At 37.0% G+C, this 16,352-nt stretch carries 13 protein-coding genes; 10 read left to right on the top strand and 3 right to left on the bottom strand.

Annotated features, from left to right (window positions below; translation table 11 throughout):
* Positions 1–147: 147 nt before the first annotated feature.
* Positions 148–1,122: a GDP-mannose 4,6-dehydratase gene (locus tag ACYQ3A_RS04085; protein ID WP_459895829.1), complete on the bottom strand. Its 975-nt coding sequence runs from the start codon at positions 1,120–1,122 to the stop codon at positions 148–150.
* A 72-nt stretch (positions 1,123–1,194) separates the two neighbouring features.
* Here ACYQ3A_RS04085 and smc point away from each other — a divergent pair, with 72 nt between their 5' ends.
* Genes smc through ACYQ3A_RS04035 form a run of 10 tightly spaced genes read left to right on the top strand, consistent with a single transcriptional unit; the run spans position 1,195 to position 14,273 of the window.
* Positions 1,195–4,701 (top strand): chromosome segregation protein SMC, encoded by a 3,507-nt coding sequence (smc, locus tag ACYQ3A_RS04080; RefSeq protein ID WP_459895828.1) that lies wholly within the window; start codon positions 1,195–1,197, stop codon positions 4,699–4,701.
* 3 nt (positions 4,702–4,704) lie between these two features.
* Positions 4,705–5,931 carry a type II secretion system F family protein gene (locus ACYQ3A_RS04075; protein ID WP_459895826.1) on the top strand — a complete coding sequence of 409 codons (1,227 nt, stop codon included), beginning with the start codon at positions 4,705–4,707 and terminating at the stop codon, positions 5,929–5,931.
* The gene (locus ACYQ3A_RS04070) at positions 5,928–7,199 is read left to right on the top strand and encodes a hypothetical protein (RefSeq protein WP_459895825.1); all 1,272 of its coding nucleotides are present in this window, start codon (positions 5,928–5,930) and stop codon (positions 7,197–7,199) included. The genes ACYQ3A_RS04075 and ACYQ3A_RS04070 overlap by 4 nt, the downstream gene beginning before the upstream one ends.
* The gene (locus ACYQ3A_RS04065; protein WP_459895823.1) at positions 7,186–7,734 is read left to right on the top strand and encodes a hypothetical protein; all 549 of its coding nucleotides are present in this window, start codon (positions 7,186–7,188) and stop codon (positions 7,732–7,734) included. The genes ACYQ3A_RS04070 and ACYQ3A_RS04065 overlap by 14 nt, the downstream gene beginning before the upstream one ends.
* A complete protein-coding gene (locus ACYQ3A_RS04060) occupies positions 7,731–8,081 on the top strand; it encodes a hypothetical protein (RefSeq protein WP_459895821.1) in 351 nt (116 codons plus the stop codon). The genes ACYQ3A_RS04065 and ACYQ3A_RS04060 overlap by 4 nt, the downstream gene beginning before the upstream one ends.
* Positions 8,074–9,585 carry a secretin and TonB N-terminal domain-containing protein gene (locus ACYQ3A_RS04055; RefSeq protein WP_459895820.1) on the top strand — a complete coding sequence of 504 codons (1,512 nt, stop codon included), beginning with the start codon at positions 8,074–8,076 and terminating at the stop codon, positions 9,583–9,585. The genes ACYQ3A_RS04060 and ACYQ3A_RS04055 overlap by 8 nt, the downstream gene beginning before the upstream one ends.
* A complete protein-coding gene (locus tag ACYQ3A_RS04050) occupies positions 9,582–10,607 on the top strand; it encodes a tetratricopeptide repeat protein (protein ID WP_459895818.1) in 1,026 nt (341 codons plus the stop codon). Before ACYQ3A_RS04055 ends, ACYQ3A_RS04050 begins: the two co-directional genes overlap by 4 nt.
* On the top strand, positions 10,597–11,409 hold the full coding sequence (locus ACYQ3A_RS04045; RefSeq protein WP_459895816.1) for a prepilin-type N-terminal cleavage/methylation domain-containing protein: 813 nt from the start codon (positions 10,597–10,599) through the stop codon (positions 11,407–11,409). Before ACYQ3A_RS04050 ends, ACYQ3A_RS04045 begins: the two co-directional genes overlap by 11 nt.
* A complete protein-coding gene (locus ACYQ3A_RS04040) occupies positions 11,406–12,614 on the top strand; it encodes a prepilin-type N-terminal cleavage/methylation domain-containing protein (protein WP_459895814.1) in 1,209 nt (402 codons plus the stop codon). Before ACYQ3A_RS04045 ends, ACYQ3A_RS04040 begins: the two co-directional genes overlap by 4 nt.
* 9 nt (positions 12,615–12,623) lie before the next feature.
* Positions 12,624–14,273, top strand: a complete 1,650-nt coding sequence (locus tag ACYQ3A_RS04035; protein WP_459895813.1) for a GspE/PulE family protein — start codon at positions 12,624–12,626, stop codon at positions 14,271–14,273.
* A gap of 43 nt (positions 14,274–14,316) precedes the next feature.
* Here ACYQ3A_RS04035 and ACYQ3A_RS04030 read toward each other — a convergent pair whose 3' ends face one another.
* Positions 14,317–14,901, bottom strand: a complete 585-nt coding sequence (locus tag ACYQ3A_RS04030; RefSeq protein ID WP_459895812.1) for a type II secretion system protein — start codon at positions 14,899–14,901, stop codon at positions 14,317–14,319.
* Positions 14,902–15,072: 171 nt separating this feature from the next.
* Positions 15,073–16,293: a cytochrome c3 family protein gene (locus ACYQ3A_RS04025; RefSeq protein WP_459895810.1), complete on the bottom strand. Its 1,221-nt coding sequence runs from the start codon at positions 16,291–16,293 to the stop codon at positions 15,073–15,075.
* Positions 16,294–16,352: the final 59 nt, after the last annotated feature.

The raw sequence follows: 16,352 nt of genomic DNA, 5'->3' as shown, positions 1-16,352 counted from the left end.
ATAAGAAGGTTGGAAGGTTAAATGGTTGGATAGGCATAGAAAGACAAAGCCCACCCTCCAATCTTCTAATAAGTTGTGGGGATTACTATATAAAGTCTTTCAGTTTTTCATCCTTAACGTTGATTATCATCGGTTTGCTATTGTCTCTTAAGGTAAAACTATATCCTTCAACCAATCTCTGTTTTCAACATGCCATTCAACAGCTCTTTTTAATCCTTCCTCAAGTGGTATTTGAGGTTCCCAATTTAGAATTTCCTTAGCCTTTTCTATATCTGCCCACGTAGCTTTAAGGTCTGCTTTATGGAAGGGTTTGTAAATCCTTTCAGCCTTTTTACCAAGATACTTTTCTATTAGACTGATAACGTAGTTGAGTTCATGTGGTCTGTTCCCGCCAAGGTTGATTATTTCATAGCCTGTTTCTGTTTCGTAAGCCTTAATTGTTCCCCTTGCTATGTCATCAACGTAAGTGAAGTCTCTGCTTTGTGTTCCATCTCCATAGATCACTATCGGTTTCCCTTCATCTATCCACTTTATGAATCTGAAAATGCTCATGTCGGGTCTTCCAGCTGGTCCATAAACTGTGAAGTATCTAACTATGGTTACGTCAATGCCGTAGAGGTAGTGGTAGGTATAAGCCATTACTTCTGCCCCTTTCTTGCTTGCAGCGTAAGGGGAAATGGGGGTGTTAACTGGCAGAGTTTCTTTAAAAGGCATTGGTTGGCCGGCATAGAGGGAAGAGGTGGAGGCGAGGACGAACTTTTTAATTCCTTTGTCTTTCATTATCTCAAGCAGATTCAGAGTTCCTGTTACATTTGTTCTCACATATACAAAGGGATCTATCAGGCTGTACCGTACTCCAGCCCTCGCTGCAAGGTTTATGACGCCATCTATCTGGTTATCCTCAAAAATGACTTTTAACGCTTCAAGGTTTTCTATATCAACGTGATAGAACTTAAAGTTTTTGTATTTTTTCAGTCTTTCCAGTCTGTAAGTCTTGAGTCTAACATCGTAGTAGTCATTCAGGTTATCGACACCAATGACGTTATAGCCTTTTTCGATCAGGAATTCAGCAGTTTTGTAACCTATGAATCCTGCAGCTCCAGTAAGAAGAACCGTTTGCATACCTTTCTCCTTTTTTTGTCCAATTATACAAAGAATAAAGTATAATTTTTCTTTGATCGGGAGGTAGGTTTCATGCTTATAAAATCCTTGAAACTTAAGGGTTTTAAGTCTTTCGCAGACGAGACTGAAATCAGGTTCTCAAGGGGAATTAACTGTATTGTTGGTCCCAACGGTTGTGGTAAGAGCAACATTGTTGATGCTCTCAAGTGGATAGTGGGAGATACGTCGGTAAAGGGAATGAGAGCATCAAACATAAAGGATGTGATCTTTAAAGGTTCAGAAGGAAGAAGAGCTGCAAGAAGTGCTGAGGTTTCTATAACACTCATTAAGGATGATCTGTTTACTTTTTCGGAGTCTGAGGTTGAGCTCAAGAGGAGGATTAAATCTACAGGGGATAGTGAGTTCCTGATCAACAATAGAAAGGTCAGATTGAAGGATATTCAGGAGTTTTTTGCATCTATTGGGCTTGGGAATAAGGATTATGCTTTCTTTGAGCAGGGGCAGATAGATAGAGTTTTGAAGATGAAGCCCTACGAGAGGAGACTTCTCATTGATGAAGCTGCCGGGATTACCTCGTTTAAGGAAAAGAAAGAGGAAACTCTAAAAAAGCTTGCAGAGGCTGAGCAGAACCTTGAAAACGTTAGAGGTGTGATTGATGAGGTTGGAAAGAATCTGAGAACTTTGAAAAGTCAGGCTGAAAAAGCGAAGAAATTTCAAGAGCTCCGAAATCGCGAAAAAGAACTGGAGCTTAAACTTTTAGGGTTGCAGTTGAAAAACCTGAGATTGACAAAGGAATTCTCGGAAGGTTCGCTAAGGCTTCTTCAGGAGGATAGGATATCTCTTGAAAAGGAAATTTCAACACTTCAGGTTGAACTGGAGGAGCTGAGGAAAGAGCTCGAAACTGTTACAAAGGAGATTGAAGAGACATCTCAGGAGCTCTATGAGGTTGAAAAGAGTAAAAAGGAAGCTTCTGTCAGAAGAGAATTTCTCCTGAAAGAGATTAAGAGATTGGAAGAAGAGATAGAAGAAAAAGCTTTTGAAAAAGAGCAGAAGCTCAGGAAAATAGAGAGTGTAAAGAGGGAACTTGAGACGATTTTACTTGAGGAAACGGAACTCCAGGAAAAAATAAAAGAGTTAGAGGTCAGAGAAAAAGAAAAAAGAGAAGCAGTCAAGACTTTCCAGCAGGAGAAAGAGGTTCTTGAAAAGAGACTGAAGGAGCTCCGCTCTTCTCTCTCTTCAGTAACAACACAGATTTCAAAACTTCAGCTTGACATTGCAAGGGAAGAGGAGCGCTTCAAATCTCATAAAAACACAAAAGAGAGACTTCCAGGAGAGATTGAACAGGTCAGGAAAGAGAAAGGATACTATGCTTCTCAGATAGAAAAGCTTCTTGAAAAAGAGAAAGCTCTTGAAGAGGAAATAGAAAAACTATCAGAGGAAATTGAGGAACTGAAGAAAGAGAAAAGGAATCTGACAGAAAGTCTTGAAGTTGCAAATGCAGAAGTCTCTCAGAAAAGAGAGGAGATAATCTCGTTAAGATCCAGGATTGAAAGCACTGAGAAGCTTTTAAATTCTATCAATCTTGGAAAGCTTGAGGAAAAGATAGTAGAGAGCGGTAAGCAGGGAAAGGTAAAGGGCTACATTGGACTTCTTATAAACCTTATAGACGTTGATAGCGGCTGGGAAAAGATTGTTGAGAGTTACCTTTCTCGTTTTGGAGCTGGCATAGTCCTCAAAACTTTTGAAGACGTACTCTGGGTTAAAGAAAGGATAAAGGGAAACGGAAGAGTTCTTCTTCTTTCGGCAGACGTTGATGATGTCAAAGGTGTTTACATATCTGAAGCTACGCCTCTTACCTCTCATGTTAGAGCAAGGGACTCAAGGGTTTCAAACCTTGTAAATGCACTTTTCTCAAACGTTTTCTTTGTTTCCTCCGGTGCAGAAAAGCTTGCCAAGAAGTATCCTCACTGTGTTTTTATAGATAAAGATCTCAATATTTTTTCTGGAATGGGTTCTGTTGTAGGGAAGTTCAAGAAGAGTTCTCTTCTTGAGATGGAAAAAGAATTGGAGAAACTGAAAGAAGAACTTTCCCATGAAGAAGAGCTCCTAACGGAGCTCCAAACAAAAATTTCACCTATAAGGGAAGAGCTGTCTGAGAAAGAAGAGGAAATAGAACCTCTGAAAGAGACCATCCAGAAAAAGAAGATGGAGCTTTTTGAGATTGGATCAAAAATCAAAGAATCGAAGAAAAAGCTTTCGGATTTCGAAAAAAAAGAAAAAGACCTAACAGAAAAGCTTCACCGTGCTGAAGAGGTTCTGAGCTCTTACAACTCTAAGATGGAGCTCTTCTACCAGAAGATAGACTCTCTCCATATCAAAAAGGAGGAAATTCTAAAAGAGCTTGAAACCGTTGAAAGCAAAATTAAGGTTGCTCTTGAGAAAGTGGAAAAAGAAAGGGAAAAACTTTCGAAAATTGCTTCAGATAAAGTACTTCTTCTTGAAAAGCTCAGAAACCTGAAAGAGAAAAGAGAAGGTAAAGAGCGTTTTGTAAGGACTCTCCAGCGTGAAATTGAGGAAATTGAAAGGAGAATTGGAAGAGACAGAGAAGATCTGAAGAAAGCAGAAACTGGAATAAAGAAGGCTGAGGAACTACTCTCAGGGGTTGATGAGTCTATAGAGGAAATCCGGAAAGAGCTCCAGTTGCTTGAGGAACGAAGAGGCGAAATAACATCCATAGTAAAAACAAAAGAGGAAGCACTAAAATCGAAAAGCAGAGACCTTTCAGAAGTCCAGAAGAAACTGAAAGAGACAGAAATTACAGTTGCAAAACTCAATGTAAAAGAAGAAGAGATAATTGCAAGAATACTTGAGCTTGAAAAGAGTGTTTCTGAAGCTCTTGAAGTTGCAGCAGATGTGGTTGATGAAGAGGAAGTAAAAAGAGAACTCATAAACCTCAAAGAGAAAATTTCACGAATTGGAACTGTGAACTTCCTTGCTATTGAAGAGTATGAAAAAGTGAAAGAGCGTTATGGATTTATCTTAGAACAGGAGAGGGATCTGGTAGAGTCAATTAAAAATCTTAAAGAGGCAGTAAAGAAGCTCGATGAGGAGATAGAAAAGAAATTTACTGAAACTTTCAACTCTGTAAATAGAAATTTCAAAAGAACTTTTAGACAGATTTTTGGTGGTGGAACAGCAAAATTAATCCTTAACGGTGAGAAGATATCAGAAGCAGGAGTGGAGATTGAAGCGAAACCACCTGGAAAAAAGCACAGCAGTATAAATCTCCTCTCTGGTGGAGAAAGAACCCTCGTTGCTCTTGCCTTTCTCTATGCTCTATACTCAGTTCGTCCTGCACCCTTTGTTGTCCTTGACGAAGTTGATGCAGCGTTGGATGATGCAAACACGCTAAGATTTGTGGAACTTCTCAAACAGATGGCTCTTGAAACTCAGGTTATAGTGGTTACCCATAACAAGTTAACAATGGAAGCTGCCGATGTCCTCTATGGAGTGACCATGGAAATACCTGGAGTTTCCAAAATAATAGGGGTCTCTTTTGAATCTCTCTTGTCGGTATAGCAAATGGCTAAATATAAAGTTACCTTCCTAAATCCGGATGGAAGTGTTGTTGAAGAAACTATTGAAGCAAAGGATGAAAGTGAGCTCCTTTCTCTGTTTTCTGGAAGGGATGTAACACTTCTTGAATACAAAAAGGATTGGCTCTCGGTTTTTAGAGAATTCTCTTTCTTAGATCTTTTCCGCAGGAAAAAAATATCTAAACAAGAGCTTGCTGACTTCTGTTTTTACTTTGGTCGAACCCTTGATATGGGAATCTCAATACTTGAAATTTTAGAAGATATTGAAAAGAGCTCGACGAACAAATATTTCCAAAAAGTCGTAAGAACTTTAAGAGAAAGGATAACAGCCGGAAGTTCCCTCTCTGAGGCTATGGAATTTACAGGAGCATTTCCACCTGAACTAATAGGTCTTGTTAAGGTAGGAGAAAAAACAGATGATTTACCAACGGTTTTCTTAAACTATGCAGAGTATCTTGACTGGGTTGTTTCTATAGAAAAGGAAGTTAAACAGGCACTTTCTTACCCTATTTTCGTTTCTTTTGTCGTGGTGCTTACAATTGCAATCATGTTTGGTTACGTTATTCCACAGATAATTCCGGCTATCACTGCTATGGGATTAAAAGAATATCCTTTACCGACTAAAATTCTTCTTTGGACAGGAAAGTATGTTCGTCTATTCTGGAAAGAAATTGTAATAACGCCGATTCTTCTTATTATTGCCTTCAAGTTGATAACGAAACGTTTTATTAAGACAAGATATCTCTGGGATAAAGTAAAACTTAAACTTCCACTAATTGGGGGTATTCTCCTAAGAGCCAGTCTTTCTCGGAATATGAGGGTTCTTGCTGAAGTTTACAGAAGTGGTGGAACTATTTTAGATGCTCTCGATATAATTGTTGACCATGTTGAACAAAATCTGTATATAAAAAGTATTTTCCAGAAAGTGAAGGAAAACCTCATAGTCGGTGATATGCTTTCCATTGCAATGGAAAAATTGGGCTTCTTTCAAAGTCCTATTATTAGAATGGTAAAACTGGGGGAGAATACGGGTGCTCTGGATAAATCTCTCCTGAGGTTAGCAGAGATTTACGAAGATGACATGAAAAGAAAGATACAAGCAATGACAGTAGTTATAGAACCCATACTTCAGTTAGTTCTTGGGGGAATTCTTGGTATAGTTGCCTTAGGTATACTTTTGCCGGTATATAATGTAATTTCGGGGTTAAGGTGAAAACTGCGTATGCAGAAGTTGATGCTTCAGGTAATCTTCGTGTTTTAGAAAAGGGAGGGATATTTAAGAGAGCACCTAAATGTCTAAATACTACATTATCTGATTACAAAAATACCAAGAATTTGGTAGCTTCTTTTACTGATAGTTCAGTAATGGATAAAGTATATTCCTTTCCTAAGATAGAAGAGAAGCATTTAGAGTTAGCAATTAAACAAAAAATTTCAAGAGATCTTGAGTTCATTGCCAATATAGAGGAAATGGACTGGATATACTCCAAGTTCCCTGTTAATTCTGGTTATAAGGTGTTGGTTTCTATTGTGAAAAAAGAAATTTTGCAACAGTTTAATTACCTTAGAGCTTTAACAACAACAGCCCAGGTTATAAGCAACTTTTTAACTGGTAAAACAGAAGGAAATTTTATTGTCGTTCATTCGTTTAAAGATGACTATATTGTTATTGCCTTTCACAATGGTTCAGTTGACTATGTAAGAACTTTCAAGATGGAAAGTTCTCTTGATGATGCTATTGAATTAACCTTGGAGTACTACGAGAAGCAAAGAAAAACGGAAATATCCAGGATATATACTTCTGGAGATTTGAAGTTTTTTCAGACTTCCAAATTCGAAATGAAGCCTGTAACAGAACTGATAAAGCTACCGTTAAGTGAAGAAGAACTTGAATTTTTTGTTCCTTTTGCTCTCAGCAAATCAAAAGTGCCTTATTTTTACAGAGTTTCTCCTTTGGCTTTTAAACATTACGCTGTTGCGGCATCTGCTTTCCTGTTTTTTGCTTCAGGAATGGCTTTTGTAGAAGTTAATCAACAGAAAGAACAGCTAACTCGTCTTCAACAAGAAAAAAACTTTCTTTCTCAGAAGATTAGTAAGTTCCAAGCAGAACTTTCAAAACTTGAAAAAAAAATTCAAGCTGAAAAGACTTTCCAGTTAAAGCCGGAAGTTCAGTACTTTCTTTCTTTAAAGAGGGATCAAGTTCCAGAATTTTTATATAGCTTCCATAGGATAAGTAAAAAGGCACATACCTTTATACTGTCTCTTTCCGTCTCAAAAAATTCTGATTTTGAGTTATCTACAATCACCTTCTGCAAAGATCTATCTTCACCTGTGGAGTTTTATGAACTCATAGACTTAATCAAGAAGAATCCGTTTATTAATGACGTAAAGATTATTGATCTAAAACAAATGCCAGAAAAAAGTGCCCTTATAACTAACTTTAGTATAAATTTTAAGAAGGTTCCCTATGAAAAGAATTAAAGCTTTTTTAAGAAAGAACTTGTTTTGGTTGTTAATAGTTCTCATACCAGGTTGTATTCTTTCTTATGAGGTATACAAGTGGATTGATTTGTCAGGAAAAATAGATCAAGAAAAAAGAGAAATAGAGTCTTTGAAAAGAAGAGAGGTTTCCTTAGATAGAGAAGTGAAGGATAAAGAATCGCAACTACAAAAAATATCCTCGCAAAACGAAAAATTTTTCAAAGAACTTGAAGATTTAGTAAAGTATAAGAGTACTACATCAGTTAATGCAATAATTACAGGTCTTTTTATAAAGCATAGAGTAAAACTTTTGTCTCTTAAAACCTCAAAAGAAAAAGGGAAAGGGCCGGTTAGTTTTATTTCAGTAGAACTATCAAGTGAAGGTAATGAAGATAATGTTATTAAGCTACTAAGTAGCTTGAATAACAACATACCAATGGAACTTCAATCATTAGAGCTACTATTACATACCCAAAATTTATTAATGAACCTAACTTTCAAAGTACCAGTGGTAGAGCTCAGGAGACAGCAATGAGGCTTTTATTTACCGTTTTTATTGTATTTTTCTTATTTAAAAATGTGTATGCAGGAATCTTTTATCCTCTTAACCAGCTGGGTCCCCCCAAGAAAGAAATAGAACGAAAGATACCGTTACAGAAGTTACCAGAACTTCATTTAGAGGGAGTTATAAAGGGGAAATTTCCCATAGCGATAATAAATGGAAAGTATCTAAAACCGGGTGATAAAATTGAAGGATGCACTGTAAATAAGATTGATGCAGTAAACTCTCTTGTAATTCTAAAATGTGAAAGTCTCAGTTTAAAATTATCAATAGATCTTCTTAAAAGTGAAGAGGGGGTGGAGGACAAAATAAATGATTGATTACAGGAAATTTCTACCTATAATGTTGTTGCTGATGGGAGGATGTTCTGTTAAGCAAAACCAGGAAGTTAAAGTTTCTCCCTCTATTTCAACTGTTCCAGAGAAGGAAAAAAGTTCCATTATTTTCAATCTAAAGCCTTTGCCTGTACAACCACCAACTCTCGAAGAGATGAAGAGTTCTCAAGATAGAGAAAGTAATGTTTTGGTAAATCTTTCGTTTGATAATATGGACTTAAAAAAAGCTCTTCTTGCTCTCGGGAAAGCAACAGGATACAACGTAATAGTTCCTCCTGATGTTGGAGGGAAAGTCTCTATTGAATTAAAAGAAGAAACTCTTGAAAGTAGCTTGAATTCTCTCTTAAAACCTTTTGGTTATTCCTACAGAATTGATGGCAAAAACATATACGTTGTATCTAAGGAAACAAAAGTCTTTCATGTAAACTTACTACAAACCAAAAGAAGTTATTCTTCATCAATAGAGGCTTCCGTGGGTGGAAGTTCAGGAGGAGGAGAATCTACCACTACAAGTACAACAACAATGTCAATAGATAACTCATATGATCTGAATATATGGGATAACATTAAGAAGGCCATGGATGTAATTGCTAAAGATGATAAAGTAGCTTCCTATTCAATAGAACCCATCAGTGGAACAATAATTGTTACAGCAAAGCCGGAAACTTTGAGAAAGGTGGAAGAACTTGTAAATACTATTAATAGAATTTCTGACCGTCAGGTTCTTATTGAAGCAAAAATAGTAGAAGTTAAACTTGATAAAAAAAATGAATTTGGTATTAACTGGAAATACCTTACGTTTAGTAATTTCTTTGGTTCAGGAGGGGAGTACAGCACTATTTCTTTTAATTCTGGTTCTCCCGAAGGAAAACCTTTTCAACTCAGTATCGTTAAAGTAAATAACACATTTTCTGGACTTATAGGTATCCTTTCCCAATTTGGTAAGGTAAATGTACTTTCATCTCCAAGGATTCTTGCAATGAACGGTCAGCCAGCAATGATAAAAGTCGGTAGGGATTATCTTGCAATCTATAGGACACAAACAACTTCCACTACTTCTACAGGTTCTCAAACGGCTACAACATTGACCACTGAAGAAGTGGAAACAAATACTATTTTGACAGAAGGTGTTGTACTTACTATCGTTCCAAAGATTGACGATAAAGGAAACATTATTCTCAACATAAGCCCTGCAATAAGCTCCCTTGATTCTCCTCTAATAATTGGTACAACAGGGACAACTGGTGAGTTTATAGATAAAGTTTATTCTGTGAATATTCGACAGCTTAATACTGTTGTAAAGGTAAAAAGTGGACAGACTGTAATTCTTGGAGGTCTTATAGCTGAAAGTAAATCAAAGGAAAAAGAAGGGGTTCCGGTACTTCAGGATATTCCGCTATTGGGAAATGCTTTTAGGTCTACATCTGAGGTTTCTTCGAAAACAGAGCTGGTCATTATGCTGACACCTTATGTGGAGTCATCTCAATGAGGAGATTACTGTTAGTCTTGGTGATAATCTTGATATTTACTGTTCAAGCCTTCTCTAAGGATAAGTTTTGTTTTGTGCAGCTTGCTTCTTTTAAAAGCTTAAAAAATGCTGAAAGGCTTTTTGAAGATGTAAAGTCAGATAAGCCTGTCTACATATTAAAGTTTAAAGAGATTTATGGTGTAAGAGTAGGGGCTTTTGAAAGTTTTGAAGTATGTAAGTTACAGAAAGAAAAGCTCAGAGAAGAGCTTAGAAAGTATAGGATAAAACCTATTATTATCTTATCTAATTATTCTGTTCCCTCTGATACTCATATTGTTAAAGAGAAGAATTCAAATAGAAATCATAAAGAAGAAAAAAGAAGAACGATGGAACGTAAGGAAATAAATAAAATTTCTAAAGAAAAAGAAAAGAAAGGTACTTCCTCACTTGTATCTCTTTATATAGAAAAGGCTAAAGTATGTATGGGAAAAAAGGACTGTACAAATGCAGTCAGGTATTTAAAACTTGCAATAGAAAGAGATGGTAAAAATCCAAAACTGTACACTTATCTCGGTTATGCTTATACCCATTTAGGGAAATATACAGATGCCTTAAATGCGTTTAAGAAAGCGTTAGAAGTAAATCCTAAATATGCTGAAGCTTATGCTGGTATAGGTTTCCTCTATTTAAGGTTAAACTCGCCTAAGGCAGCAGTTATAGCCTTTAAAAAGGCATATGAACTTAACCCTCGAGAAATCAGTTATGGGGTGAATCTGGCAATATCTCAGTTAGAAAGTGGGAATGTTAATGGAGCTCTTACTACATTTCAAATCTTAAAAAAAGAATATCCTTTTGTACCGGAAATCTACTACAATGAAGCAATTGGTTACTTGAAAGAAAAGAATTACAAAAAAGCCGTTGAGGATTTCGAAATTTTCTTAGATTTAACTAAAGCAAACAAGTTTTATGAAGGTTACAGGAGAGAAGTTTCTAAGATTTTGAGTCAGATTAAACTTATTTTGAAATCGAAAGATGAACATTAAATCAAAAGGAAAATTGAGGGGGGATAAGGAAGATTTCAGAAAAGGGTTTAGTTTAATTGAAATTGCTATAGTCCTTATTATAGTAGGTCTTCTCTTAGGATTAGGAATTAGAAGTTGCATGTCAGGAATTGAAACTGCAAAAATAGATAACACTCGAGATAAACTTTTAACGTTTAAGACTTTCATTTTAAGTAAGTTCTGCAAGACAGGAAATCTGCCGGATAAAAGGGAGATTGATTCTTATTATCTTAAGGATGCTTGGAATAGAGATATTGAGCTAATCTATGCTTCCGATGTTGAGAGTAACAATCCTTGTTTACTAAAAAACACAAACCTTTCACTGATCTTACCTGAAGGGAATAAAGTAGAAAACGTTGTTGCCGTTATTATTTCATCGGCTATGAACAAAGTTTTAGATTCAAACGTTTCTTCAAATCAGGTAGAACTTAGAGAAAATGATCTCTGGGAATACATAACTCTTTACGAGTTAAAAACTAAATGTTGTAAAGGCGAGGAAATTAAAATATTAACTGGTTCTTTGCCTCCTATAGTTCAGGGGGAGAACTATGAAGTTGTGGTTACAGTAAAAGGAGGGAAATTCCCTTATGAATGTAGTATATCGATTGAGAACGGCACGGTAGAAGGTGGAGATAGTTATTGTAAGATTACCCTCTCTGAAGACTATACAAAAGAACTGTCTTCGAATGAAATTTTAATAACTTTAACAGTTAAGGATAGTTCTACTCCTACACTTTCAACTTCAAAAGACTACTTGGTAACCGTTATAAGGAGAAAGTTGTGAAACGCCGTGGATTTACTCTCATTGAAATGGCAATAATCCTTGTTATTTTAGGACTTATACTTGGTATTGGAACGGGCTTTATGGTTCAGTTTATTAAATGGAACAAGAGAAAAGAGACAGGGGAGAAGCTTTCTACGGCAGTTGAATCGGTTATCGGTTTTGTTAAGGTTAATGGTTATTTACCTGATGCTTCTGAGTTTAAATCGGTTTTTGGAGGAAGGGATGGATTTGGTCAAAATTTTATTTATGTCTATCCTTACAAATTGATAAAATCGTTTTTTGAACAATATGAATCTAAAGGATATGATGTGTCCATTTGTGATGTTAAAAGCGTTTCCCTGAGAATAATCGATAACGGTACAAATTCAACCCTTTCTAACGTTGCCTTTTTTGTTTTTTCAAAGGGTGAGGATTACAAGTCAAATACGTATTGTGACGGTAGTTTAATCACAGATTCAGATGAGTGTAACGGAACGGTTGAAGCAGATACAGCGGAAGACTATTTGAAAGCTGTAACACTTTATGAATTAAAGCAATACCTTGGTTGTGTTGGTGTTCCTCTGAAGATACTAAATAACTCTCTTCCTGATGGTGTAGTTGGTGAAAGTTATAATGCTTCTGTATTTGCAAGTGGAGGACTTCCCTTTCTTTCAGGAGGAAAGTATGAATGGTGCTACGATGCTCCTGATGGATGGGGAGGTTTAACCGTTTCTCCTGACAAGGTCTGTTCTTCGGATCAGTGGGGGCAGGCTGATGTGTTTGAGATTTCTGGGATACCTGCATCTTCAGGAACTTATCAGGTGAAGGTGTGTGTAAGAGATAATAATGGTTCGGAAGATGGAGATAAGTATATGACCTGCAAGTGGTTTGTTATATCGATAAGTGATTTTTCAGGTTCCAGTGATAATGGTAGTGTGGTAAGTTCCTGCGACAGCTATACTTTTACAGTTTCAGTAACCTCTAACCCTCGATGGGCACATCCGATAAGTACTTCAATTTTGGGAAGATGTGTTGATTGGGGAAGAACGGGAGGTACGTATCCTTATCCTGAATCTTTAAATTCGGATGCAACAATAACAGTAATGGAAGCCTGGTGGTGTTCTGGTTCGAATGTTCGTCTTTCAGGAGCTGCTCAGACACTTGATACAAATGGAGATTGTCAAATAGAAGTTTCTTGTGTTAACGGAGAATGTCTTTCTCAATAGGAGTATGAAATGGTGGAACGAAAGGAAGAGAAACTTGGGGATAAGTTAGTAAGACTTGGGCTGATAACTCCAGATCAGTTGGAGATTGCCTTAAAAGAGCAAAAAAGGACGGGAGAACTTCTTGGGGAAGTCCTTTTAAGACTTGGATTCATAACAGAAGAGCAGCTTATGAATGTTCTTTCTGAGCGAAAAGGAATTGAGAGGGTAGAACTCTCTTCTTACTTGATTGAGCCGGAAGTAGTTAAGCTAATTCCTAAAAAGTTGGCGGAAAAGTACAAAATTATTCCTATTGCAAAGGAAGATGGAGCTCTTGTCATTGGTATGGTAAATCCTTTTGACTTTGAAGCTATAGATGTCGTATCGAGGTTTACAGGAACCAGAGTAAAACCTGTTGCTATTAAGGAAAAGGAGTTTGAAGAAACATTTTCTAAATACTACGGAGAAGCAAAAAGTATTGAGGAGCTCATAGAAGAGATTCTTGAGGAGAAAGTTCCTCCAGGGGAAGTAGATACAAGAATTATTCAAATTGTAGATTACATTATTTTAAAAGGGGTCAAAGACAAAGCTTCTGACATTCACATTGAACCTGCAGAAGCTGTGGTAAGGGTTAGATACAGAATAGATGGAGTAATGACTCTTGGTTTTATTCTTCCAAAGCAAATTCATTCATCGATTGTTACGAGAATTAAACTTATTTCTCATCTCAACATATCGGAAACAAGACTTCCTCAAGATGGTAGGACAACTTTCAAGGTGGGAGATAAAGAGATAGACCTGAGGGTTTCAACTTTACCCTCCATATACGGTGAAGCTGTTGTAATGAGGCTTCTCGGTCTCAACGAGGCTCTTCCGAAACTTGAAGAGCTTGGTTTTACCCCTCACAACTACGACTTACTGCAGAAAACTATACAAAAACCTTACGGTATAATCCTTGTCACAGGTCCTACCGGTTCTGGTAAGACAACTACTCTTTATGCTTTACTGAATAAGACCTTTTCTGTTCGGAGAACAATAATAACCGTTGAAGATCCGGTAGAATACAAATGGGAACTGATAAGACAGGTTCAGGTTAATCCAAGAACTGGTTTAACCTTTGCGAAAGCCCTTAGGAGTATTTTAAGACAAGATCCAGATGTAATTCTGGTTGGAGAAATTAGAGATGAAGAAACTGCAAAAATTGCAATCCAGGCTGCCCAAACAGGACACTTAGTTTTAACAACACTCCACACAAACGATGCGGTATCCTCTATAACAAGATTGGCAGAATTGGGAATTAAACCGTTTTTGATAGGAAGTTCTTTAATAGCAGTTTCTGCTCAAAGACTCGTTCGTAGAATATGTCCTTATTGTAAAGATTCATACAAGGCCTCTGAAGAGGAGAAAGAATACTTAAAAGTTCCTAAGGACGAGGAAATAATCCTTTACAAAGGAAGAGGGTGTAAGGAATGTAAGTTTCGAGGCTATTTTGGAAGAACTGTAATAGCAGAGATACTTCTGATTGATAAAGAGTTAGAAGATTTAATAATGAAACAGGCTTCTCTCATTGAAATTATGGATGTTGCTTTAAGAAAGGGATTTAAAACTATGTTTGAAGATGGAAAATTGAAAGTGTTGAATGGGGAAACAACAGTTGAAGAACTAAAGAGGGTGTTAGGATAAATAAAAATAAGATAGAGGGGAAACTTCCCCTCTATAGATTTTGTTAAATTCTATAGTATACGTCTCTGTAACCTGTAGTATAGTCACCACTGGCTTGAATAGAACCTGTGTTATATACACCATCGTCAAGTTCTTCGTCAAGTCTCTTAGCTACTTCGGCAGGCAGGTTGTCAATAAAGAGGTAGTTGTATGTAGCGGTTCCAAAACTTCTGTTAGAGAATCCATATCTACCGCCATAAGGGTTGGAAGGTCTTGTTACTGTGGTTTCATTAGGGTTTCCAGTAATTATACCGGCAGCTCTTAAATGTCTCCATATTTGGACAGATTCGTATGCATTGTTTGTAGATGTTGCACTTCCCTCTATCAAACCATCGCCGTCTCCATTTTGTATATTCGAATAAGTACTACCCCATCTATCTACTGCCTTAGGGTCATCTCCTGGTAGTGCCTTATACTTGTCATAATAGGTATAAACTGCAGCTACAAATCCGTTGATATCATTTACAAGTCTTTTGTACTTTGCATTTTGAATAAGCCGCTGACCTGTCATAACAGCACCAAGAATCAACCCTATAACTACCAGGACTATTGCTAACTCTACCAACGTAAAACCTTTACGTTTTTTCATGATTCCCCTCCTTAATATTTAGGTTATACTACAAGTTTTAATCTAATATATTTTTGATGATTGGCAAGCTTTAGAAATACCTGGAATATCAAAAGTCATAAGAGTTTCTTTTTTAACGTTTTTAGAAGAAAAAAATAGAAGGGTCAAGAGACCCTTCTTCTTGAGTACTGCTTAGAATGTATTACCGTGTGTATGACACTCTACGCACCTACCAGCATAGTGTCCATCAATGTTAATAGGTAAACCTAATCCGTTGACTGAACTGTAAGATGTTGAACCATCGTGACATGCAGCACATAGAGAGCTTGTATATTTTCTATTTGTTTCTTCATCTACACCATCAAGGTTTTTAACAGGAAGGTTTACATAATCCTGCAGATCAGAGTTGTTTGCCAGATCGTATGTTCTATTTTCTGCTGTTACATTTCCAGTGAACTCAAGGTTATCAAAGTATAAGGTCGTCTGAGGGTCAACGACTGCATATTTAACTTCCTTTGTATTATCAGATTGAATAATAGCTTTCTCTACAATTAGAGTCTCTCCAACCTTTTCGATTATCAAGTTGTCGTTGTTAGAGGCGTGGGGATTGTGGCATTGGCTACAGGCAAGGGATTCATGGGCTGTATAGAAGAGTTTTTCTCCTTCAAGTTCTACATCTTTAAACATTTTTTCTGTTGACCAAGAACTTCCTCCGTGCCAGTCATTATCAAAATCCACAGGGGTGGGAGCTATGGATACTACTAACTTATCTTCAGGAACTCCATCTCCATTAATGTCGGCTACAGCCGTATTATTGACATCGTTCCATCTATTAGAATGGCAGGATAGACATAGGTCGTTTACTCTATAGTTGGTCAAACCGTTTATCTTTCCAAAGTCGGTGTCTGGTTCTACAATGCCATCCATATCCGGTTGCCAGTGACAGACAACACAGTCAAAATCGTCTATTCTGGTATTGTTGTTGAAATCGTGGAAATGACTTCTGTTACTTGTTCCTTTATAGAAATGAATCCTTTCAAAATTATCGTGACAAACGAGACACTGTCTTTGAGCTCCTGTTTCTGTAGAAACTCCGTTAAGTCCGTGGCAGGCAGAACATACGTTGATAGCCTTTGAAGCACCAACAGAATCAATTGCTGTTTCTATCATATCCTGGTACTGGTCAACTGTAAGGTCTGCAGTTGCCATTGTGTGCTTGAAGTTTTGATGACACCCAAGACAATCAGCTTTTCCCCAGCCATCGGGATGGTTTTCTTCTGTTAAATAGGGAGCGCTTCTTACAGCTACATTGACTCCGAAATCTCTATAGTTAACATCTGCATCTCCAAGACCACCGCCACCACAACTGTATGTTAATGCAATTCCTGTTAAAATAAGAATCAGCCTTCTCACCCCATGCCTCCTGCCAATACTTTCATCTAATTGTAATACACTTATTTGCGGATTGCAAA

The organism is Desulfurobacterium crinifex (assembly GCF_054656775.1).
Note: the sequence above shows the minus strand (reverse complement) of the source record. Positions and strands in the feature narration are given on the sequence as shown.

Bases quoted from the DNA above. Each gene is read 5' to 3' on its own strand.
- ACYQ3A_RS04035 (WP_459895813.1), top strand. From the start codon at position 12,624: ATGGTGGAACGAAAGGAAGAGAAACTTGGGGATAAGTTAGTAAGACTT.
- ACYQ3A_RS04085 (WP_459895829.1), bottom strand. From the start codon at position 1,122: ATGCAAACGGTTCTTCTTACTGGAGCTGCAGGATTCATAGGTTACAAA.
- ACYQ3A_RS04055 (WP_459895820.1), top strand. From the start codon at position 8,074: ATGATTGATTACAGGAAATTTCTACCTATAATGTTGTTGCTGATGGGA.
- ACYQ3A_RS04065 (WP_459895823.1), top strand. From the start codon at position 7,186: ATGAAAAGAATTAAAGCTTTTTTAAGAAAGAACTTGTTTTGGTTGTTA.
- ACYQ3A_RS04050 (WP_459895818.1), top strand. From the start codon at position 9,582: ATGAGGAGATTACTGTTAGTCTTGGTGATAATCTTGATATTTACTGTT.
- ACYQ3A_RS04030 (WP_459895812.1), bottom strand. From the start codon at position 14,901: ATGAAAAAACGTAAAGGTTTTACGTTGGTAGAGTTAGCAATAGTCCTG.
- smc (WP_459895828.1), top strand. From the start codon at position 1,195: ATGCTTATAAAATCCTTGAAACTTAAGGGTTTTAAGTCTTTCGCAGAC.
- ACYQ3A_RS04075 (WP_459895826.1), top strand. From the start codon at position 4,705: ATGGCTAAATATAAAGTTACCTTCCTAAATCCGGATGGAAGTGTTGTT.
- ACYQ3A_RS04060 (WP_459895821.1), top strand. From the start codon at position 7,731: ATGAGGCTTTTATTTACCGTTTTTATTGTATTTTTCTTATTTAAAAAT.
- ACYQ3A_RS04045 (WP_459895816.1), top strand. From the start codon at position 10,597: ATGAACATTAAATCAAAAGGAAAATTGAGGGGGGATAAGGAAGATTTC.